18 protein-coding genes are annotated in these 19640 nt (G+C 74.7%); 9 read left to right on the top strand and 9 right to left on the bottom strand.

All coding sequences use genetic code 11. The features are described from left to right. The 3 genes from EF918_RS18985 to EF918_RS18975 form a co-directional block, all read right to left on the bottom strand. On the bottom strand, window positions 1-126 hold a 126-nt coding region (locus EF918_RS18985; protein WP_125647617.1), incomplete at its 3' end, for a DUF1275 family protein. A 67-nt stretch (window positions 127-193) separates the two neighbouring features. Then, a complete protein-coding gene (locus tag EF918_RS18980; RefSeq protein ID WP_125647611.1) occupies window positions 194-2092 on the bottom strand; it encodes a M6 family metalloprotease domain-containing protein in 1899 nt (632 codons plus the stop codon). A 116-nt stretch (window positions 2093-2208) separates the two neighbouring features. Next, on the bottom strand, window positions 2209-4548 hold the full coding sequence (locus EF918_RS18975) for a SpoIIE family protein phosphatase (protein ID WP_260610353.1): 2340 nt from the start codon (window positions 4546-4548) through the stop codon (window positions 2209-2211). A gap of 184 nt (window positions 4549-4732) precedes the next feature. On the opposite strand from EF918_RS18975, the gene EF918_RS18970 reads away from it, so the two are divergent. Next, the gene (locus EF918_RS18970; protein WP_125647604.1) at window positions 4733-5482 is read left to right on the top strand and encodes a bifunctional 2-polyprenyl-6-hydroxyphenol methylase/3-demethylubiquinol 3-O-methyltransferase UbiG; all 750 of its coding nucleotides are present in this window, start codon (window positions 4733-4735) and stop codon (window positions 5480-5482) included. A 35-nt stretch (window positions 5483-5517) separates the two neighbouring features. Here the strand turns inward: EF918_RS18970 and EF918_RS18965 are convergent, their stop codons facing one another. After that, complete coding sequence (locus EF918_RS18965) at window positions 5518-6429, bottom strand: alpha/beta hydrolase fold domain-containing protein (RefSeq protein WP_260610352.1); 912 nt, start codon at window positions 6427-6429, stop codon at window positions 5518-5520. A 236-nt stretch (window positions 6430-6665) separates the two neighbouring features. Between EF918_RS18965 and tdh the strand changes: the two genes are divergently transcribed. From tdh to EF918_RS18950, 3 genes are all read left to right on the top strand, one after another. Then, window positions 6666-7694 (top strand): L-threonine 3-dehydrogenase, encoded by a 1029-nt coding sequence (gene tdh, locus EF918_RS18960; protein WP_125647598.1) that lies wholly within the window; start codon window positions 6666-6668, stop codon window positions 7692-7694. A gap of 144 nt (window positions 7695-7838) precedes the next feature. Beyond that, on the top strand, window positions 7839-9047 hold the full coding sequence (locus EF918_RS18955) for a glycine C-acetyltransferase (RefSeq protein ID WP_125647595.1): 1209 nt from the start codon (window positions 7839-7841) through the stop codon (window positions 9045-9047). Between the two features lie 76 nt (window positions 9048-9123). After that, a complete protein-coding gene (locus EF918_RS18950) occupies window positions 9124-10038 on the top strand; it encodes a LysR family transcriptional regulator (RefSeq protein ID WP_125647591.1) in 915 nt (304 codons plus the stop codon). An 88-nt stretch (window positions 10039-10126) separates the two neighbouring features. On the opposite strand, the gene EF918_RS18945 is transcribed toward EF918_RS18950, so the two are convergent. Continuing rightward, a complete protein-coding gene (locus EF918_RS18945) occupies window positions 10127-10909 on the bottom strand; it encodes a DeoR/GlpR family DNA-binding transcription regulator (RefSeq protein WP_125647614.1) in 783 nt (260 codons plus the stop codon). Between the two features lie 142 nt (window positions 10910-11051). Between EF918_RS18945 and EF918_RS18940 the strand changes: the two genes are divergently transcribed. The 3 genes from EF918_RS18940 (at window position 11052) to EF918_RS18930 (ending at window position 14241) form a co-directional block, all read left to right on the top strand. Continuing rightward, window positions 11052-12053 carry an SIS domain-containing protein gene (locus tag EF918_RS18940; RefSeq protein WP_221889727.1) on the top strand — a complete coding sequence of 334 codons (1002 nt, stop codon included), beginning with the start codon at window positions 11052-11054 and terminating at the stop codon, window positions 12051-12053. Then, window positions 12050-12886 (top strand): class II fructose-bisphosphate aldolase, encoded by an 837-nt coding sequence (locus tag EF918_RS18935; RefSeq protein ID WP_125647588.1) that lies wholly within the window; start codon window positions 12050-12052, stop codon window positions 12884-12886. Before EF918_RS18940 ends, EF918_RS18935 begins: the two co-directional genes overlap by 4 nt. Window positions 12887-13050: 164 nt before the next feature. Then, window positions 13051-14241, top strand: a complete 1191-nt coding sequence (locus EF918_RS18930) for an acyl-CoA dehydrogenase family protein (RefSeq protein ID WP_125647585.1) — start codon at window positions 13051-13053, stop codon at window positions 14239-14241. Window positions 14242-14246: 5 nt separating this feature from the next. On the opposite strand, the gene ppk2 is transcribed toward EF918_RS18930, so the two are convergent. Then, window positions 14247-15041 (bottom strand): polyphosphate kinase 2, encoded by a 795-nt coding sequence (ppk2, locus tag EF918_RS18925; RefSeq protein ID WP_125647582.1) that lies wholly within the window; start codon window positions 15039-15041, stop codon window positions 14247-14249. Between the two features lie 179 nt (window positions 15042-15220). On the opposite strand from ppk2, the gene EF918_RS18920 reads away from it, so the two are divergent. Beyond that, on the top strand, window positions 15221-16909 hold the full coding sequence (locus tag EF918_RS18920; RefSeq protein ID WP_185921813.1) for a GAF domain-containing sensor histidine kinase: 1689 nt from the start codon (window positions 15221-15223) through the stop codon (window positions 16907-16909). Window positions 16910-16932: 23 nt separating this feature from the next. Here the strand turns inward: EF918_RS18920 and EF918_RS18915 are convergent, their stop codons facing one another. Continuing rightward, window positions 16933-17439 carry a pyridoxamine 5'-phosphate oxidase family protein gene (locus EF918_RS18915; RefSeq protein WP_125647576.1) on the bottom strand — a complete coding sequence of 169 codons (507 nt, stop codon included), beginning with the start codon at window positions 17437-17439 and terminating at the stop codon, window positions 16933-16935. After that, the gene (locus EF918_RS18910; protein WP_125647573.1) at window positions 17436-17774 is read right to left on the bottom strand and encodes an STAS domain-containing protein; all 339 of its coding nucleotides are present in this window, start codon (window positions 17772-17774) and stop codon (window positions 17436-17438) included. The genes EF918_RS18915 and EF918_RS18910 overlap by 4 nt, the downstream gene beginning before the upstream one ends. 262 nt (window positions 17775-18036) lie before the next feature. Between EF918_RS18910 and EF918_RS18905 the strand changes: the two genes are divergently transcribed. Further along, window positions 18037-18744 carry a response regulator transcription factor gene (locus tag EF918_RS18905; protein ID WP_125647570.1) on the top strand — a complete coding sequence of 236 codons (708 nt, stop codon included), beginning with the start codon at window positions 18037-18039 and terminating at the stop codon, window positions 18742-18744. Between the two features lie 202 nt (window positions 18745-18946). Here EF918_RS18905 and EF918_RS18900 read toward each other — a convergent pair whose 3' ends face one another. After that, on the bottom strand, window positions 18947-19411 hold the full coding sequence (locus tag EF918_RS18900; protein WP_125647567.1) for a Crp/Fnr family transcriptional regulator: 465 nt from the start codon (window positions 19409-19411) through the stop codon (window positions 18947-18949). Between the last annotated feature and the right edge of the window lie 229 nt (window positions 19412-19640).

Genomic DNA, 19640 nt, shown 5'->3' with positions numbered 1-19640 from the left:
GCCCGCCCCGACCACGCCGAAGGACAGGAACAGCAGGTTCCCGGTCTGCATGGCGTTGAACACCGGCCCCAGCGCCAGCAGGCTCACCGCCTCCACCAGCCCCGTCACCCCGGTCAGCACGACCATGATCAGGGTCAGCGAGGACCGCGGACAGGCCGTCGTATCCTCGGCCATCGGCACCACCCGGTCCGGCTCAGGTGCCCGTCCGGACGCTGAGCGACCAGTCGACCAGCGTGCCGGCCGCGGGCGCCACCACATCCGTCACCTTCAGCTTCCAGGCGCCGCGCACCCCGTCGCCCAGCAGCGGCGCCAGCGGCGTGGGCGGCTGCGAATCCAGCTCCAGCCGCAGGTTCTTGTCGTCCCCGCCGGTCCGGTTGTGCAGCACCGCCCGGCGGCCGGTCGGCGACAGCAGCACCACCCGCAGGTCACCGATCCGCGGGTGCTCGATCTCCAGCACGACCGTCAGCTCCCCGACCGTGCCCTCCGCGTCCAGGGTGATCACGTCCGTCAGCCCGCCCCGGGCGTCGTCGACGATCGCCGCCCCGGGCGCGGACGAGCCCGTGACCACGGTGCCGGCCACACCGCGCGCGCCGGTGCGGAAGGTGATGACCTCTCCCGGAGGGCTGATCGCGGACACGGTCAGACCCGACTCGGTGCCGTCCCACCACAGCGACGCCGGCCGGCTGCTGTGCGACACGGCGGTACCGGGCGTGGGCCCGTACAGGTCGGCTCCGTCGCCCTGGTTGCGGTTGGTCTCCAGGTCCAGGTGGCCGTCCGCCTGGAGCAGCGCGCACTGGTAGTGCCGGGTCGGGGTGCCCTGCTGGAACTCGTTCGAACCCCGGATGTCGCAGTGGTACACGGCCAGCCCGCTGGAGGTCAGTTCCGCGTCGAAGCCGATGCTGCTGCGGTTCTCCACCAGGTAGTACTCGACGTCCTGGCGCCCCGGGTGCGGGAAGACCAGCGCCTCGTCGTACGCGCCGTGCCGCGCCTCGTACGTACCGGGCTCGGAGATGTCCACGTCCCGGGTCCACCCGACCAGCCGGCGCAGGTACACACAGACCGCGGACGGCACGAAGCCGTGGCCGAGGTGGTTGCCCGCCGCCATCGTGCAGTACGTGCCCAGGCCCGCGCTGGTGAAGTCGTCGCCCTCGCGTTCGATCTTGCCGTAGTCGTACAGGTCGGGCCACCGGCACAGCAGGTGCCCGCTCTCGTGGCAGAACGTGCCGATGCTGAGGTCGGCCGCGCTCCCGCCGATGCTGGTGACGGTGTAGAAGTTGGTGGACACCCCGTCGATCTGCGCCACGAAGCGGGAGTTGTGCGGCCACAGGTCACCGCGGAACTCGGTGCGGCCCGCGTACATGATGCAGATCGAGTCGACGATGCCGCGCCCGAGCGAGTCGAACCGGCCGAAGTCCACCCCGTGGTCCAGCGCGGCCTGGAGCGCCTCGGGCACCAGCAGCCCCTGGTTGGCGGGGAGGGCGTACGCGAGCCGGGGCCGGCTCAGCCGGAACGGCCCGACGACGGTGTTGGCGAACCGGAGCCGGCCGGTCGACATGGTCTCGAAGAATCCCTTGACCGAGCAGGTGTTGCCGTTGGCCGTGTAGTCGGGCGCGTTGAGCAGGGCCTCGACGGCGTCCACCGGGACGTCCGTCGGAGTACCGGGGAAGTCGACCAGGATGGTCAGCCCCTGCACATCGCCCTCGGTCAGCCGGTCCCCGGGCAACAGCCCCTGCTCCGGGCCGAAGGTGAGCAGGGTGTCCGGGTCCACCGCCGCGCGTTCGCCCGGCGGCACCATCTCCATGAGCCGGGCCTTCACCCGGTCCCGCCGGAAGAGCTGCCCCTCCCTCAGGTGCCGCGGCAGTCCCGTCGGCGCCGGCTCGGACACCGCGACGCCCGTCGACACGAACCGGCGCTCGTCACCCCCGCCGTCGTCCGTGGCGTAGCAGTAGCGCCCCTGCGTGGCGTCGTAGACGACCGAATACCCGTCGAGGGTCTCGTACCGCGCGTACTTGTCGTCGCCGAAGGTGACGAGCCGGACCTCACCACCCTCCTCCTGGGTGTAGGTGAGGGTGTCACCGAAGATGCCGCTCATCGCCGTTCGCCTCCGCTCCTCGGGTCCCCCTTCCAGTCTTCGCCCGCCGGGCCCCGGGGGCACCCCGGAGCGGGGCCCGCCCGCAAGGCCGCCGCAGGACCGACCCGACCGGCAGGTCACCCCGTGGACCGGCACGCCAGCAGCAGCGCGATGTCGTCCGGCCGGTCCGCGGCCCGGCCCGCCTCGCTGATCAGCCGGTCGGCGGTCTCCGTCAGCGGACCTGGCCCCGCCTCGGCCAGCAGCGCCCGCAGCTGCTCCACGCCCAGGTCGATGTCGACCCCCGGCTGCTCCACCAGCCCGTCGGTGTACAGGGCCAGCACCGACCCCGGGGCCAGTACGAGCTCGGCCACCGGGTACGTGGCCTCGCCGTCCACGCCCAGCACCACCCCGCCCGGCAGGTCCAGGACCGAGGTCGCCCCGTCCGGAGCCCTCAGCAACGGCTGCGGATGCCCGGCCCGGACGGCGTGGGCGGTGCCCGTCGCCGGGTCGAGCAGCACGTAGCAGCAGCTCGCGAACTGGCCCGGGTCGAGATCGATCAGCAGCCGGTTGGTGCCGCCGAGCACGTCCTCGGGCGGGTTCCCGCTCAGCGCGAACGCCCGGACCGCGCTGCGCAGCTGCCCCATCGTCGCCGCGGCGGCCACCCCGTGGCCCTGGACGTCACCGATCACCAGCGCCAGCAGCCCGTCCCCGGTCTCGATGACGTCGTACCAGTCCCCGCCCACCTCCATGCCCTGGGTGCCCGGAAGGTACCGGCCGACCGTGTCCACGTGCGCCAGCACCGGCAGCCGGTTCGGCAGCAGCGCGGCCTGCAGGCCGCGGGCCAGGGCCGCCTCGGAGTCGTAGCGCTGGGCCCGCTCCAGGGCCTGGGCGATCAGCCCGGCCAGCGCCGTGAGGACGGTACGTTCCTCGGGGCTGAACCCGCGCGGTTCGTCGAAGCCGAGGATGCAGGAGCCGACCGGGCGACCGGAGGCGATCAGCGGCAGGAAGGCCCGGGCGCCGACGTCCGCGTCCAGCGGGATCCCGGGATAGGCGGCGGCCAGCTGCTGCATCGACTCGAAGAAGATCGGCCGGCCGGTGGTCAGCGTCTCCACGCCCGGCAGCCGGGCGTCCAGCCCCACCCCGTCGAACGGGTCCAGGAACCCGGCCGGGAAACCGATCTCCCAGGCCATGTGCAGATGCTGGTCCCCGAGCAGGTAGATGGCCAGCTGCCGGCCCCCGAACGCGGGCAGCAGCTCCTCGGTGACCACCGCCGACACCTGGCGGGCGGTCACCGCCTCGGTCAGCGCGATCGCCAGCGCCACCGGCCGGTACAGCGCCGACGCCCGGTCGGCGGCCGCGCCCAGGCCCGTACCCGGCCGGACCACCGAGCCCGGCGCGTACACCGGCTTCTCCGCGGAGGTCAGCTGGACGGTGACCCCGGCCCGGTCGGCGTGCAGGGACACCGACTGCCACACCCCGTACGGGTGCCGGGCCACGAACTCGACCGGGTCGCCGGACATGAACACCGCACGGAAGTGGTCCTCGTGCGCGGGCCCGCCCAGCCAGGGCAGCGCCTCCCACAGCACCCGCCCGGCCACTTCCGGGCCCAGCAGCTCCCGGGCGGCCCGGTTGACGTAGCCCACCCGGCCGAGCCGGTCCAGCCCGGCCACGGCCTGCGGCAGCCGGTCGGCGGCGGCCCCGGCCGGAACGGGCAGCAGGCGCGCCTGCACCGTCCGGGGGGAGCCCGCCGCCCGCGACAGCTCCACCGTGTACGTCCGCGCCCGGCGGTCCTGCACCGGCAGCAGGTACGTCCGCCCCGCCCGGCCCTCCGCCAGCGCGCCCGCCGCGGCGGCCAGCCCGAGCCGGTCCTCCGCCGGCCAGCCGGCCGTCAGCGCCTCCGGGGCGGGCTCCCCGGCCTCCCAGCCGAAGGGCGCACCGGCCGGCTCCGACGGGTTCGGGTACGGCTGGGGGAGCTGGAGGCCGAGCGGATCGGCGTCCCAGAGCACCGGCACGCCCCCGTCCGCCAGCCGGGCCAGCTCCCAGGACAGCCGGACCGCCGCCTCGCGCAGCCGGCGCCGGTCCGACGGGCCCACGGGGCGGCCGGGGGTGGCCGGCCGCAGCACCATCAGCACCCCGAACTTCCGGCTGCCGACGGCCAGCGGCTCGTACAGCGAGCCGAACGGGAACGGCAGCCCGGCCATCAGCTGCGGGAAACGGCGCATGGCGGCTTCGGCGTCGGCCAGGTGCACGGCCTGCCCGGTCCGGTGCGCCTCGGCGACCGGGAACGGCCGGTTCTCGATCATGTGCCACCACGGCTCGAACAGCGGCGGCGGCAGCCCCGCGACGACCGCCAGCTTGAGCAGCTTCGGGGTGCTGGAGCACAGGTAGACGCCGCCCGCGAAGCCACCGACGGCTTCGACCGCGCCGACCGTGGCCCGGGCGAGTACCAGCCCCGGCCCGTCCGGTGTGCCCGCCACACAGCCAGCATGCCCCGTGCTCCCGCCGCCCCGCACGCGGGACGGGGACCCGGCGCGGGGCGGGCCCGGGGCAGCCCCGTACGCCGTACGGACTGACCCGAACGCGTCCCGGCACGGTCGCTCGTCCGGGGGACGCCCCGGTGCGCGGGCCGGCCCGCGGCCCGCGCCGGGGGACGCTACGGGCATGCTCCAGCAGTACGACACCCTCGGCGAACGCTTCGAACCCTTCGTCGAACAGTCCGTGAGTGCCGCGGCGTTCTGCGCCGCCGACACCTTCACCCTCCTCGGCGAGCTCGACGCGCTCGGCGGCGTCAAGGGCCTCGACGCCCTCGACCTGGCCTGCGGCTTCGGCTACTACACCCGGCTGCTGGCCAGGGCCGGGGCCCGGCGCACCGTCGGCGTGGACGTGTCCGGGGAGACGATCCGGCTGGCCCGGACCCGGCCGGAGGGTACCGAGGGCATCGAGTTCGTGGTCGCCGACGCCGCGGCCCTGCCCCGGCTGGGCCCGTTCGACCTGGTCACGGCCGTGTACCTGTTCAACCATGCGCCGGACCGGGCCGCCCTGCGGGCCATGTTCGCCGGGATCCGGGACAACCTGCGCCCCGGCGGCCGGCTGCTGGCGGTGGTCCCCAACCCGGGGGCGTACCCGCACGTGGACTGGTCGCCGTTCGGGGTCCGCATCCTCGACCGGGTGCGCGAGCAGGACGCCGACGCCCCCCTCCTGCGGGCCCTGTACCTGACCGAGCCGCCCGTCCCGTTCGAGTTCCGCGAATGGCCCCACGCCGAGTACGGCGAGGCCGCGGTCCTCGCCGGCTTCACCTCGATCGCCTGGCACCCCACCCGCACCCCGCCGCCCTGCGCGGCCCGGGACGAGGCCTACTGGGCGTCGTACCGCAGCGCACCGGTCAGCAGCCTGCTGACCTGCGTGGCCTGACGGGCGGCGGGCCGGGGGCCCCGAGGCGCCCGGGGTCAGCGCGCCGACCGCACCAGCTCCACGATCCGGTCCCGGGCCGCGCGGCCCTCGGGCACCGGCAGCAGCGGGTAGCCGTGCGGCAGGCCGGGCTCCTCGTGGTAGTCGACCTCGACGCCGTCCGCGGTGGCCCGGCGCAGCAGCTCGCGGCTGTCGGTGGTGAGCACGTCCCGGGTGCCGGTGAACACCGTGATCGGGGCGAGCCCCGCGAACGAGCCGAGGAGCGGGCTCACCCGCGGGTCGTCGGCGGTCAGGTTGCCCGCGTACAGCCGACCGGCCTCCGCCAGGCCCGACCGGGCCAGCAGCGGATCGGCCCGTTCGAGGGCCGCCTGGTCGGGGTGGCTCATGCTCAGGTCCAGCCAGGGCGAGATCAGCACGATCCGGCAGGGCCCGGCCCCGGTGCGGTCCCGCAGGCGCTGTGCGGCGGCCAGGGCCAGTCCGGCGCCGGCCGAGTCGCCGATGAGCACGGTCCCGCCGGCACCGCCGCCGGCGATCAGGCCGCTCAGCAGGTCCGCGGCGACGGGTACCGTCCGGTCGGCGGTGCCGCGCGGGGCGAGGATGTACGCGGGGACCACGCAGCGCGCCCGCGCCCGGGTCACCAGGGTCCGCACCAGCGACCAGTGCGGGCGCTCCAGCTCGTCGACGTAGGTGCCGCCGTGCACGTACAGCACCCGGGCCGCCGGCTCGGTGTCGCGGGGCTGGGCGTCGTAGACCGGCCACGCCCCGACGAACGTGCGCGACAGCTCGGCGACCCGGCCCAGCGAGCGCGGAGGCAGGTGCGAGGCCGGACGGCGGGCGCTGGACGCCACCGTGGCCCTGACCGCTTCGGCACTGGCGAGCCGTCTTCGCCGGCCCGTCGCCAACAGCGCGGCCGACAGCGCGCGACTGCGCAGGCTCGGCACGAACGCCACCTCCCACTCCCCGGTCCGTCCCCCGGACCCTTGCCCTGGACCGGCGCGGTGGCTCGATCCACGCCCCGGCCGCTCTCCGGGACACGGGAGGAGCATAGGCGTGAAGCTCCGCTGTCGACCCGCTTAAGAAATCCTCGATGGACTGATCAACGCGGTCTCGGCAGATTGGTCCCTGTCCGAATCGCCGCACGTGCCCCCGTGTGCACGGCGCCCCCTCGCACGCCTGGAGCCCCACCATGAAGGCACTCGTCAAGCACAAGGCCGAGCCCGGACTGTGGCTCATGGACGTGCCCGAGCCCGAGTACGGCGCCGGCGAGGTGCTCATCAAGGTGCTGCGGACCGGTATCTGCGGCACGGACCTGCACATCCGCAAGTGGGACGGCTGGGCGCAGGGCGCGGTGAAGACCCCGCTGGTCCTCGGCCACGAGTTCGTCGGCGAGGTCGCCGCGGTCGGCGCGGGCGTCCGCGACATCGAGGTCGGCGCCCTGGTCAGCGGCGAGGGCCACCTGGTGTGCGGCACCTGCCGCAACTGCCTGGCCGGCCGCCGTCACCTGTGCCGCAGCACCCTGGGCCTGGGCGTCGGCCGCGACGGTGCCTTCGCCGAGTACGTGGTCCTGCCCGCGCAGAACGTGTGGGTGCACCGCACCGAGGTCGACCTCGACGTCGCCGCGATCTTCGACCCGTTCGGCAACGCCGTGCACACGGCACTGTCCTTCCCGCTGGTCGGCGAGGACGTGCTGATCACCGGCGCCGGCCCGATCGGCATCATGGCGGCGGCCGTGGCCCGGCACGCCGGCGCCCGCAACGTCGTCATCACCGACGTCAGCCCCGAGCGTCTGGAGCTGGCCCGCAAGGTGGGCGCCACCCTGGCCCTCGACGTCAGCGGGGCGACCATCGCCGACGCCCAGGCCCAGCTCGGACTGCGCGAGGGCTTCGACGTCGGCCTGGAGATGTCCGGCCGGCCCGAGGCGATGCGCGACATGATCGCCAACATGACGCACGGCGGCAAGATCGCGATGCTCGGCCTGCCCGCCGAGGAGTTCCCCGTCGACTGGGCCCGGATCGTCACCTCGATGATCACCGTCAAGGGCATCTACGGCCGCGAGATGTTCGAGACCTGGTACGCGATGACGGTGCTGCTGGAGGGAGGCCTCGACCTCGGCCCCGTGATCACCGGCCGCTACTCGCACCGCGACTTCGAGGCCGCGTTCGACGAGGCGGCCACCGCCCGCAGCGGCAAGATCATCCTGGACTGGACTGCCTGACCCGCCGCCGGCCGGCCCGTCCGGCCGGCCGGCCCCTCCGCACGCCCCGCACTGCACCGCCCCGCACGGCACCGCCCCGCACGGCACCACTGCACCGCCCCCGCACCGCCAGCAGCTCCGCCGCACAAGGAGAAAGCGAAGCCCATGTTCGAGTCCGTACGCGCCGACCTCCGCACCACCCTCGACGAGATCCGCGAGGCCGGCCTGCACAAGCCCGAGCGCGTCATCGGCACCCCGCAGAGCGCGGCCGTCGCGGTCACCGCAGGTGGCGCCCCCGGCGAGGTCCTCAACTTCTGCGCCAACAACTACCTGGGCCTGGCCGACCACCCCGAGGTCGTCACCGCCGCCAAGGAGGCGCTGGACCGCTGGGGTTACGGCATGGCGTCCGTGCGCTTCATCTGCGGCACCCAGGAGGTCCACAAGGAGCTGGAGGCCCGGCTGTCGGCCTTCCTGGGCCAGGAGGACACGATCCTGTACTCCTCCTGCTTCGACGCCAACGGCGGTGTCTTCGAGACCCTGCTCGGCGCCGAGGACGCGGTGATCTCCGACGCCCTCAACCACGCCTCCATCATCGACGGCATCCGCCTGTCCAAGGCCCGCCGCTTCCGGTACGCCAACCGCGACATGGCCGACCTGGAGGCCCAGCTCAAGGCCGCCGTCGAGGGCGGCGCCCGGCGCAAGCTGATCGTCACCGACGGCGTGTTCTCCATGGACGGCTACGTGGCCCCGCTCCCGGAGATCTGCGACCTGGCCGACCGCTACGACGCCATGGTCATGGTCGACGACTCGCACGCCGTCGGCTTCGTCGGCGCCGGCGGCCGCGGCACCCCGGAGCTGCACGGGGTCATGGACCGCGTCGACATCATCACCGGCACCCTCGGCAAGGCCCTCGGCGGCGCCTCCGGCGGCTACGTCGCCGCCCGCGCCGAGATCGTGGAGCTGCTGCGCCAGCGCTCGCGCCCGTACCTGTTCTCCAACTCCCTCGCCCCGGTCATCGCCGCCGCCTCCCTGAAGGTCCTCGACCTGCTGGAGTCCGCCGGTGACCTGCGCGAGCAGCTCGCCTCCAACACCAAGCTGTTCCGCACGAAGATGACCGAGGCCGGCTTCGAGATCCTGCCCGGCGACCACGCCATCGCCCCCGTGATGATCGGGGACGCGGCGGAGGCGGCCCGGATGGCGGAGCTGCTGCTGGAGCGCGGCGTGTACGTGATCGGCTTCTCCTACCCGGTGGTCCCCATGGGCCAGGCCCGCATCCGGGTCCAGCTCTCGGCCGCCCACTCCACGGCGGACGTCGAGCGCGCCGTGGCGGCCTTCGTGGACGCCCGGGCCGCCCTGGGGACCCCGACGGCCTGAGCAGGGCCTCTCCCGGCGGTCCCACTGCCCGGACGGACCCGCTCCGGGCGGCCCCGCGGCCTGAGACAATGGGCGGGTGATCGACCCCCGCCGGCTGCGCATCCTGCGGGCCGTGGCGGACCACCGTACGGTGACCGCCGCGGCCGCAGCCCTGTACCTCACCCCGTCCGCCGTCTCCCAGCAGCTCGCCGCGCTGGAGCAGGAGACCGGGCACGTGCTGCTGCGCCGCAGCGGGCGGGGCGTCCGGCTGACGGCGGCCGGGGAGATCCTGCTCGGCCACGCCCACGAGGTCTTCGCCCAGCTGGAGCGGGCCGAGGCGGAACTGGCCGCGTACGCCGGCGGGGCGGCGGGCGAGGTCACGGTGGCGGCGTTCGCCACCGGGATCGCCGAGGTGCTCGCCCCGGCGATCTCCCGGCTGGCCGGCGACCACCCGGGGCTGCGGCTGCGGGTCCGGGACGCCGAGGGCGACGAGAGCCTGCCGATGCTGCTGGACGGCCGGGCCGACGTGGCCCTGGCGGTGGAGTACCGCGGCGGGCCGGGCGCGGACGACGCCCGGCTGTCCGTGCTGCCGCTCTACGCCGAACCGTTCGACGCCGTTCTGCCCGTCGGGCACCGGCTCGCCGAGCTGCCCGAGGTGGCGCTGGCGGACCTCGCGGACAGCGAGTGGATCGGCCAGTACCCGGGCAACCCCTGCCACGACGTGACGCTGCTGGCCTGCGAACTGGCCGGGTTCCAGCCGCGCTTCGCGCACTCCTCCGACGACTTCCGGGCCGTGGTCGCCCTGGCCGGGGCCGGGGCGGGCGTGGCGCTGGTGCCGCGGTCGGCGTTGCACGGCATGGAGCTCAAGGAGGTCCAGGTCCGCCCCGTCACGGGGCCCTCGGCCACCCGGCGCGTCTTCGCCGCCACCCGCCGCGGCGCCGAGTCCCATCCCCTGATCGCCCCGGTCCTGACGGCCCTGCGCACGGCCGCGGAGCACCTGCCGATCCACTGACCCCGGCGCCCGCCGTGCCCGCACCTCCCGCGGGCCCCGCGTCCGCCGGTCCCGCCTCCGCCGTCTGGGACCCGCACGGCCTGTCGGGTCAGACCCGGACCACCTCGACGCCCGCCGACTCGAAGGCACGGGCCCCGGCGTCGCCCAGGCCCGCGTCCGTGACCAGCAGGTCCACCGCCGAGGTGGGGCAGATCCGGGCGAAGGCGCGCAGGCCCAGCTTGCTGGAGTCGGTCGCGACGATCACCCGGCGCGCCCGTGCGCACAGCAGCCGGTTGACCGCCGCCTCGTCCTCGTGGCGGGTGGCCGCGCCGTCCGCCACGTCGAAGCCGTCCACCCCGAGGACCGCCGTGTCCACGGTGATCTGCTCCAGCACGCTCTGCGCCAGGGGGCCCGTCAGCTCGAAGGACTGGGGCCGGGCCACCCCGCCCGTCAGCACGATCTTGAACTGCGGGCGGACGGCCAGCTCGCCCGCGATGTTCAGCGCGTTCGTCACCACCGTCAGTGCGGGCGGCCCCAGCTCGGCCAGGTCCGCGCGGGCCGCCAGGGCCCGGGCCACCTCGGTGGTCGTCGTGCCGCCCGTCAGCCCGACCACCTCGCCCGCGTCCACCAGGTCCGCCACCGCCTCGCTGATCCGCCGCTTCTCCGCCGCCCGTCGCGAGGTCCGGTAGCGCAGCGGCAGTTCGTAGCTCACCCCGTGCAGCACGGCGCCGCCGCGGGTGCGCACCAGCATCTGCTGCTCGGCCAGTTGGTCGAGGTCCCGCCGGATGGTGGCCGCCGAGACCCCGAGTTCCGCCGCCACCGGATCGACCTCCAGCCGGCCGCGTTCCACCAGCAGGGCCAGCAGGGCCTGCCACCGTGCCTCCCGCGACAGCGACATGAAAGGGGTCCTCCCGTTCGTACGTATGGCCGTACCGACGACACTAGCCCAGCCGATCATCCCGAAGTTGCTTGAAGTTGCGCGAAACGGGCCGCTACCTTGCAGGAAAGTGCACCCCATCGCAGAGGGAGCGGGCATGAGCCATGTCGCGTACGAGCTGAGCACACAACCCGCCTGCTGGGAACGGGCCGCGGAACTCGCCCCCGCCCACCGGGACGTGCTCCCCGCGCCGGGGGAACGGACCGCCGTCGTCGGCTGCGGCACCTCGTACTACATGGCGCAGGCGTTCGCCGCGCTGCGCGAGGAGGCCGGGCAGGGGGAGACCGACGCGTTCCCCGCCTCGGAGTTCCCCCGGCACCGCCGTTACGACCGGGTCGTGGCCCTGACCCGGTCCGGCACCACCACCGAGGTGCTCGACCTGCTGGCCGCGCTGCGCGGCACCGGCACCCGCACCACGGCCGTCCTCGGGGACGTGGACACCCCGGCCGTGAGCCTGGCCGACGAGCGGGTCGTGCTCGACTTCGCCGACGAACGCTCCGTGGTGCAGACCCGGTTCGCCACCACCGCCCTCACCCTGCTGCGCGCCCACATCGGCCGCCACACCCCGGCCGTCGTCGCGGACGGTACGACCGCCCTGGAGGAGCCGCTGCCGGCGGGGCTGGAGGGGTGCGGGCAGTTCTCGTTCCTCGGCCGCGGCTGGAGCGTCGGGCTCGCGCACGAGGCCGCCCTGAAGATGCGCGAGGCCTCGCTGTCCTGGTCCGAGTCCTACCCGGCGATGGAGTACCGGCACGGCCCCATCAGCGTCTCCGGCCCGGGCACCGTCACCTGGTCGCTCGGCGAGGCGCCCGAGGGCCTGGCCGAGCAGGTCCGGGGGACCGGCGCCCAGTGGGTGGCCGGCCGGCTCGACCCGCTGGCCGAGCTGGTCCGGGTGCACCGGCTCGCCGTCGCCGTCGCCGCGCAGCAGCAGCTCGACCCGGACCGGCCGCGGCACCTGACCCGCTCGGTCGTGCTCACGGCGGGCGCGGGCGCGGGCACGGGCGCGGGCACGGGGGCCTCGGCCGGGGCTTCGGCCGGCACCGGAGCGGGGGCCTCGGCCGGGGCCGGGGCCGGGTCCGAGGCCGAGGGGGTCGTCCGATGACCCTCGCCGACACCGGCAGCCTGGTCCGGGACGCCGTCCGGGCCGGGCGTGCCGTCGCCGCCTTCAACATCATCACCCTGGAGCACGCCGAGGCCGTGGTGGCCGGGGCCGAACAGGCCGGCTCCCCGGTCGTCCTCCAGCTCAGCGAGAACGCCGTGAAGTTCCGCGGCGGCCGGCTCCTGCCCATCGCCCGCGCCGCGCTCGCCTGCGCCGAGGCGGCCGGCGTGCCGGTCGCCCTCCACCTCGACCACGTCAAGAGCCCGGACCTGCTGCGCCGGGCCGCCGACGCCGGGTTCGGCTCGGTGATGTACGACGCCGCGCACCTGCCGTACGCCGAGAACCTGGAGGCCACCCGCTCCGCCGCCGACTGGGCGCACGCCCACGGCCTGTGGATCGAGGCCGAACTCGGCGAGGTCGGCGGCAAGAACGGCGCCGCCCCGCTCGATCCGCACGCCCCCGGCGCCCGGACCGACCCGGACGAGGCCCGCCGGTTCGTGGCCGACTCCGGGGTGGACGCGCTCGCCGTGGCCATCGGCAGCACCCACGCCATGACGCGCCGCACCGCCGCCCTGGACCACGCCCTGCTGGACCGGCTCGCCAAGACCGTGGACGTCCCGCTGGTGCTGCACGGCTCCTCCGGCCTGCCCGACGCCGAACTGGCCGCCGCCGTCGCGGGCGGCATCCGCAAGGTCAACATCGGCACCGCCCTGAACGTGGCCATGACCGAGGCCATCCGCGCCCACCTGACCCCGGCCGACCCCCGCCCCTACCTGACGGCCGCCCGCACCGCCATGGCGGCCACGGCCCTGGCCATGATCACGGCGCTGGGCTGACCCCCGTACGACCCGCACGAACGGCTCCCCTCCGCCGGGGGAGCCGTTCGTGCGTCCGGCCGCGGGTGCCGCACCGGGGGTGCCGCATCCCTTCCGAATTCCTGGAACAGGTTCTACCCTGACCGCCGCCAGCGACGGACGACCGAGAGCTTCCCGGAGGGGCCGTGCACCTCGAATACACGCCTGAGCAGCAGCGGTTGCGCGCCGAACTGCGCGCCTACTTCGCCGAGCTGGTGCCCGAGGACGTCCAGGCCCGCTACGGGGACCCCGCCGCCCAGAAGCGCTTCTACCGCGAGACGATCCGCCGGCTCGGTGCCGACGGCTGGCTCGGCGTCGGCTGGCCCGAGGAGTACGGCGGCCGCGGGATGTCGGCCGTGGACCAGTTCATCTTCTTCGACGAGGCCGCCCAGGCGGTGGTCCCGCTGCCGCTGATGGCCCTGAACACCGTCGGCCCGACGCTCATGCAGTTCGGCACCGACGAGCAGAAGGCGTACTTCCTGCCCCGCATCCTCTCCGGCGAGATCGACTTCGCCATCGGCTACAGCGAGCCCGACGCCGGCACCGACCTCGCCGCCCTCCGGTGCAAGGCGGTCCGCGAGGGCGACGAGGAGACCGGCACCTACGTCGTCAACGGGCAGAAGATCTGGACCACCAACGGCGACACCGCCGACTGGGTCTGGCTCGCCGTACGGACCGACCCCGAGGCGCCCGCCCACAAGGGCATCACCATGCTCCTGGTCCCCACCAGCGATCCCGGCTACAGCTGCACCCTCATCAACACCCTGGCCTCGCACGACACCACCGCCAGCTACTACGAGGACATCAGGGTCCCGGCGAGCCGCCGGGTGGGCCCGGAGAACAAGGGCTGGCGCCTGATCACCAACCAGCTCAACCACGAGCGGGTCACCCTCGCCGCCCACGGCACCATGGCCGTCCGGGCCCTGCACGACGTCCAGCGCTGGGCCGCGCAGACCAAGCTCGCCGACGGCCGCCGGGTCATCGACCTCGGCTGGGTCCGCGGCCGGCTCGCCCGGGTGCACGCCCGCCTGGACGCCATGAAGCTGCTCAACTGGCAGATGGTCCACGCCGTCGAGTCCGCCACGCTGACCCCGCAGGACGCCTCCGCCGTCAAGGTCTACGGCTCCGAGGCCCGCCGCGACGCCTACGCCTGGCTGATGGAGATCGTCGCCGCGGCCGGCGCCCTCAAGGACGGCTCCGCCGGAGCCGTCCTCCACGGCGAACTCGAACGCGGCTACCGCAGCGCCGTCATCTTCACCTTCGGCGGCGGCAACAACGAGATCCAGCGCGAGATCATCTCCTGGATCGGCCTGGGCATGCCGCGGGTGCGCCGCTGAGCGGGTCAGTCCTTGCCCAGGGTGGCGGCGTGGTCGGGCACGACCGTCTGGAGTTCCCTGGGCGGCCGTTCGTAGCCCGTCGACGGGGGACGGTGCGGCAGGTCGAGCGGCGGCAGGGCCACGTCCTGGTAGGGGACCGAGGACAGCAGGTGGGCGATCATGTTGAGCCGGGCGCGGCGCTTGTCGTCGCTCTCGACCACGAACCACGGGGCGTCCGCGGTGTCCGTGTGGACCATCATCTCGTCCTTGGCCCGTGAGTACGCCTCCCAGCGCGTCAGCGACTCCAGGTCCATGGGGGAGAGCTTCCAACGCCGCAGCGGGTCCTGCGCGCGGCGCCGGAACCGTTCCTCCTGGACCGCGTCGCTGACGGAGAACCAGTACTTGCGCAGCAGGATCCCGTCCTCCACCAGCATCCGCTCGAAGACCGGGCACTGCCGCAGGAAGAGCTGGTGCTCCGCGGGCGTGCAGAAGCCCATGACGCGCTCCACCCCCGCCCGGTTGTACCAACTGCGGTCGAACAGGACGATCTCCCCCGCCGCCGGCAGGTGCTCCACGTAGCGCTGGAAGTACCACTGCGTACGCTCCCGCTCCGTCGGCTTCGGCAGGGCGGCGATGCGTGCCACACGCGGGTTGAGGTGTTCGGCGACGCGTTTGATCGTGCCTCCCTTGCCCGCCGCGTCGCGGCCCTCGAAGACGACGACCAGCCGGGTGCCCTCCGCACGCACCCACTCCTGCAGTTTGACCAGCTCCGTCTGGAGACGTAGCAGTTCCGCCTCGTAGACCGCCTTGCCGAGTCCCATCGTCGTACTTCCCCTCGTCGTCGGGCGCTTCGGCCCAGTCAGTCAGGGCAGGCATGCGCGCGCAACGACGTCCTGCCGGCCCCGGCGTGTCGATACGCTGACCGCGGGGGTCGGGCATCGAACGGCAGGCGGAGGGGCAGCGCGTGGGTGTGGGGGATCCGTTGACTCAGGTTCCGAGGATGCGGCTCGACGAGCTGCTGGACGAACTCCAGGTCCGCATCGACGAGGTGCGCGGCACCCGCGACCGGGTGCACAGCCTGCTGGAGGCCGTCGTCTCGGTCGGCCGCGAGCTCGACCTCGCCCAGGTGCTCCGGCGGATCGTCGAGGCGGCCGCGCTGCTCGTGGACGCCGAGTACGGCGCCCTGGGGGTGATCGGCCCCGACGGGCGCAGGCTCGCCCAGTTCCTGACCGTGGGGCTCACCGACGAGGAGATCGCGGCGATCGGCCCGCTGCCGGCCGGCCACGGACTGCTCGGCGAGGTCATCCACCACCCGGAGCCGCTGCGCCTGACCGATCTGGGCGCGCACTCCTCCTCCCACGGCTTTCCCGCCCATCACCCGCCCATGCGCACGTTCCTCGGCGTGCCGATCCGGGTTCGTGACGAGGTCTTCGGCAACCTCTACCTGACCGACAAGCGGGGCGGGGTCGACTTCGACACCGAGGACGAGACGGTGATCTCCACCCTCTCGGTGGCGGCGGGCGTGGCGATCGACAACGCCCGGCTCTACGAGGGGGCGCAGCGCCAGCAGCGGTGGCTGCGGGCCAACGCGGAGATCACCGAGAGCCTGCTGTCGGGGAGTTCGCGCCCCGCGGTGCTGGAGCTCATCGCCCGGCGGGCCCGCGAGATCACCGCGGCACGGCTCGCGAACATCGCCGTTCCGGTGGAGGGCGCCGACGGCCTGGTCGTGGAGTGCGCGGCCGGCGCGGAACGCGCCGCGTGGCAGGGGCTCGTCGTCCCGCTCGACGGCACGCTCTCCGGAGCCGCGTACCGGGCGGGTGAGCCCGTGGCCGCGGTACGGGCCGCCGACGACGAACGGTACGCGGCCGAGGCGCGGATGCAGGGGTGGGACGGCCGGGGACCGGCCGTGGCGGTGCCGCTCGGCACCGCGGGCGGGGAGGGCCGGGGCGTGCTGCTGCTCGCGCGGCCGGCCGGGGACCCGGCGTTCGGCGAGGGTGAGCTGGAGCCGCTCGTCGCCTTCGCGGGGCAGGCGGCGCTCGCCCTGGAGCTGGCGGAGCGGCGCCGGGACGCCGAACAGATAGCACTTCTCGAAGAGCGCGACCGGATCGCCCGCGACCTGCACGACCTGGCGATCCAGCGGCTCTTCGCCACCGGCATGACCTTGCAGAGCGCCGCCCGGGTCGTGGACCACGAGGGGGCCGCGGAGCGGGTCGGCCGGGCGGTCGAGGACCTGGACGAAACCATCAAGATCATCCGGTCGACGATCTTCGGGCTGCGCACCAAGGACCGGGAGGGCGGACCGGGGCTGCGGGCACGGGCCGCCCGCGCCGTCGGCGACGCCGCCGTCTCCCTCGGTCATCCCCCGCACCTGAGCATGGAGGGGCTGCTCGACACCGACGTCCCGGCGCAGATCGCCGACCACGTGGTGGCGGCCCTGGGCGAGCTCCTCAGCAACGCGGCCCGCCACGCCCGGGCGACCCGGGTCGGGGTGACCCTCAGGGCCGGGCAGGGCGAGATCGTCCTGACCGTGTCGGACAACGGCACGGGCATTCCGGCCCAGGGACGCCGGAGCGGTCTGCGGAACCTCGACGAGCGGGCCCGGAGCGTGGGCGGGACCTTCACCATCGGGGCTCCGGAGGAGGGCGGCAGCAGGCTCGTGTGGCGGGCACCGCTTCCCCGTCGGGACTGAGGGCCGGGGGACCCCCGGCAGGGTCAGCCGGGGACCGCCGGGGCGGGCGGCGGCGGGGCGGCCTCCAGCCGGAAGCCGGTGACGAGGTCGGGGCGGATCCGCACGGCGGCGCTCGGCGGCCGTCCCGTCCAGGGGCGGACGAGGTCCGCGGACCGGCCGGCGGGCCCGTCGTCGGCCACCCGGCGGGCGTAGCCGGTGACGACGACGCTCCAGCCGAGGTGGGTGTCGGGGTCGATGGCGTCCGCCTCGTACGCCACCACCACGCCGGGGACGTCACCGGGCGCCACCAGCGAGGCCGGCGCCCCGCCCTCGTGGATCCGGATGACGACGTCCTCGCCGTCGACGACGTGGGTCACCGGCCGGACGGCGGGCAGCGCGTGCTGCGTGAAGACGATGCGCCCCAGCGACACCGTGGCGAGCAGCCCCAGGGCCTCGGCCCGGTCCAGCTCGCGCACGTGCCGGCCGACCGCCGGGCCGGCCGAGGCGCCCGGCGCCGGACCGACCGCCGGGCCGGCCGACGTGCCCGTCATGGCCGCGGCCCCGGGCCGACGAACGTCAGATCGCGGTCGACGGCGAGCACCTGCATGGACTTGACCAGCAGCGGCGGTACGTCACCCAGGAGGAGCCGGGACCCCGCCGCTCGGCAGTGACGGTCCAGACGGGTCAGGAGGTCGATCCCCGCGCTGTCGCAGAAAAGGAGCCCCGACAGGTCCAGCACGATGACCGGGCGCCCGGAGCCGGCGATCTCCCGCAGGCGCGGCCCCACCTGCCCGGCCGTGTACACGTCGAGCTCCCCGGCGAGGGCGACGCTCAGACAGCGGTCGTCCCGGGCCACGGTCCTCAGGTCGATCAGATCGGTCGTCATGGCGTCCTCCGTGCTGCGTGCGGCTCCGTGGAGCCGTGCCCTTGCCGGTGCGCCACCAGTTCATCCGGTCCCCCGGGCACCCGGGAAGGCCCGGCAGGCCCTCCCGACAGGGCCGAAGGTCCCTGGGTGCCGGACCCGGCCGGCCCCGTCCCCGGCCGCCGCCCGCCGACGAGGGCCGATCGGCCCTGTCCGTCCGGCCCGTCCGCAGGCAGGATGCCGGTGTCCGTCCGTCCCGGGTCGAGCCAGGCGAAGGAGTCACGTCATGACCGGCAGCAGTGTCCCCTCCACCGCCACGGAGCCGATCCGCGTCTTCCTGCTCGACGACCACGAGGTCGTACGCCGGGGAGTGCACGACCTGCTGGACGCCGAACCCGACCTGACCGTGGTCGGCGAGGCGGGCACGGCCGCCCAGGCACGGGTCCGCATTCCCGCGCTGCGCCCCCAGGTCGCGATCCTGGACGTTCGGCTCCAGGACGGCGACGGGGTCAGCGTGTGCCGTGAGCTGCGCTCGCGGATGCCCGAGCTGGCCTGCCTGATGCTCACCTCGTTCGACGACGAGGAAGCCCTCCTGGACGCCGTGATGGCGGGGGCCTGCGGATACGTCCTGAAGCAGATCACCGGCACCGACCTGGTGACCGCCGTCCGGACGGTGGCTTCGGGCCGGTCGATGCTGGACCCCGGCGCCACCGCCCGGCTGATGGCGCGCGTGCGCGGGGACGTGCCCCGGGAGGAACAGGTCCCGGGCCTGCCCGGCTTCACCGACCGGGAGAAGGAGATCCTCCTCATGGTCAGCGAGGGCCTCACCAACCGGGAGATAGGCCAACGGCTGCACCTCGCCGAGAAGACCGTCAAGAACAGCATCTCGCGGCTCTTCGTCAAGCTGGGGGTGGAGCGGCGCGTCCAGGCCGCCGTGATCGCCAGCCACGCCCTGACCCCGCCCGGCCGCCGGCCGGCCCCGGCCGCCGAGTAGGAGCCGCCGCGGCCCGGCCGGCACGGGGACGGCCGGCCGCACCCCGCGGCGAGCGGGAGGCCGGACGGGTGGCGCCCGCCGGGGGAGGACCGGGCGCCACCGGGATCCACCTTCCCCGGGCCGCGCCCACGCGCGAAAGGGCCGAGGGTCCCTCCCCGAGGGCCGGTCCTCCCCTGCCGGCCGCACCTCTGAGGCGGCTACCTCAGAGGTAGCTGCCGCTGCCGTAGGGCGCGTAGAGGTCGAGCAGACGGATCCGGGCGGCCTGGAGGCGGTGGGCGAGGACCTGCCCGACCCAGTGGCCGAGGGCCGAGCCGAAGCGGGGGTCGGCGTCCATCAGCATCCGGACCCGCTCCGCGTCGAACTCGTAGGCCCGTACCGGGGTCATGGCCTCGGCACCGAGCCGCCAGGTGTACGGCGCGAACAGCCACGAGCAGCCGACGAGCTGGCCGGCGCCGAGGTCCTCGATGACGGCCGCGCGCCGCCCGGGCACGTGGACGTCCAGCGTGACGGTGCCGGACCGGACGATCCAGAACCGGTCGGCGTGCCCGCCCTCGCGGAAGAGGCGGGTCCCTTGGGGGAAGCCGACCTCCCGGGCCTGTTCCATCAGCCGGGACCGGAAGTCGGCGGGCAGCGCCGCGGCGAGACGGGTGGGAGCGGGAGTGGTCATGGGGTGCCTCCTGGTTCGAGTCGCCTCCAGTCTTCGCCGTCCGGCCCGCTGCGGGCCGCGCGGGCCCCCCACGGGGCCACCGCGCCCCCCCCCGCAGCCGGCCGGACGCCGAACACGGGCGGCGGCGCGCACGCCGCCGCACCCCCTGACGCCACCCCCCCCCACCCGTCTCCCGCCGGCGCGTCCCGACCACACACCGCGCCCGACCCTTCACCCACACCACGCACGC

Origin of the sequence: Streptomyces sp. WAC06614 (assembly GCF_003949795.1) — a bacterium.
In the GTDB taxonomy this organism is placed as follows: domain Bacteria; phylum Actinomycetota; class Actinomycetes; order Streptomycetales; family Streptomycetaceae; genus Streptomyces.
Note: the sequence above shows the minus strand (reverse complement) of the source record. Positions and strands in the feature narration are given on the sequence as shown.

Bases quoted from the DNA above. Each gene is read 5' to 3' on its own strand.
- EF918_RS18905 (WP_125647570.1), top strand. From the start codon at position 18,037: ATGACCGGCAGCAGTGTCCCCTCCACCGCCACGGAGCCGATCCGCGTC.
- EF918_RS18920 (WP_185921813.1), top strand. From the start codon at position 15,221: ATGCGGCTCGACGAGCTGCTGGACGAACTCCAGGTCCGCATCGACGAG.
- EF918_RS18940 (WP_221889727.1), top strand. From the start codon at position 11,052: ATGAGCCATGTCGCGTACGAGCTGAGCACACAACCCGCCTGCTGGGAA.
- tdh (WP_125647598.1), top strand. From the start codon at position 6,666: ATGAAGGCACTCGTCAAGCACAAGGCCGAGCCCGGACTGTGGCTCATG.
- ppk2 (WP_125647582.1), bottom strand. From the start codon at position 15,041: ATGGGACTCGGCAAGGCGGTCTACGAGGCGGAACTGCTACGTCTCCAG.
- EF918_RS18910 (WP_125647573.1), bottom strand. From the start codon at position 17,774: ATGACGACCGATCTGATCGACCTGAGGACCGTGGCCCGGGACGACCGC.
- EF918_RS18900 (WP_125647567.1), bottom strand. From the start codon at position 19,411: ATGACCACTCCCGCTCCCACCCGTCTCGCCGCGGCGCTGCCCGCCGAC.
- EF918_RS18970 (WP_125647604.1), top strand. From the start codon at position 4,733: ATGCTCCAGCAGTACGACACCCTCGGCGAACGCTTCGAACCCTTCGTC.
- EF918_RS18915 (WP_125647576.1), bottom strand. From the start codon at position 17,439: ATGACGGGCACGTCGGCCGGCCCGGCGGTCGGTCCGGCGCCGGGCGCC.
- EF918_RS18935 (WP_125647588.1), top strand. From the start codon at position 12,050: ATGACCCTCGCCGACACCGGCAGCCTGGTCCGGGACGCCGTCCGGGCC.
- EF918_RS18980 (WP_125647611.1), bottom strand. From the start codon at position 2,092: ATGAGCGGCATCTTCGGTGACACCCTCACCTACACCCAGGAGGAGGGT.
- EF918_RS18955 (WP_125647595.1), top strand. From the start codon at position 7,839: ATGTTCGAGTCCGTACGCGCCGACCTCCGCACCACCCTCGACGAGATC.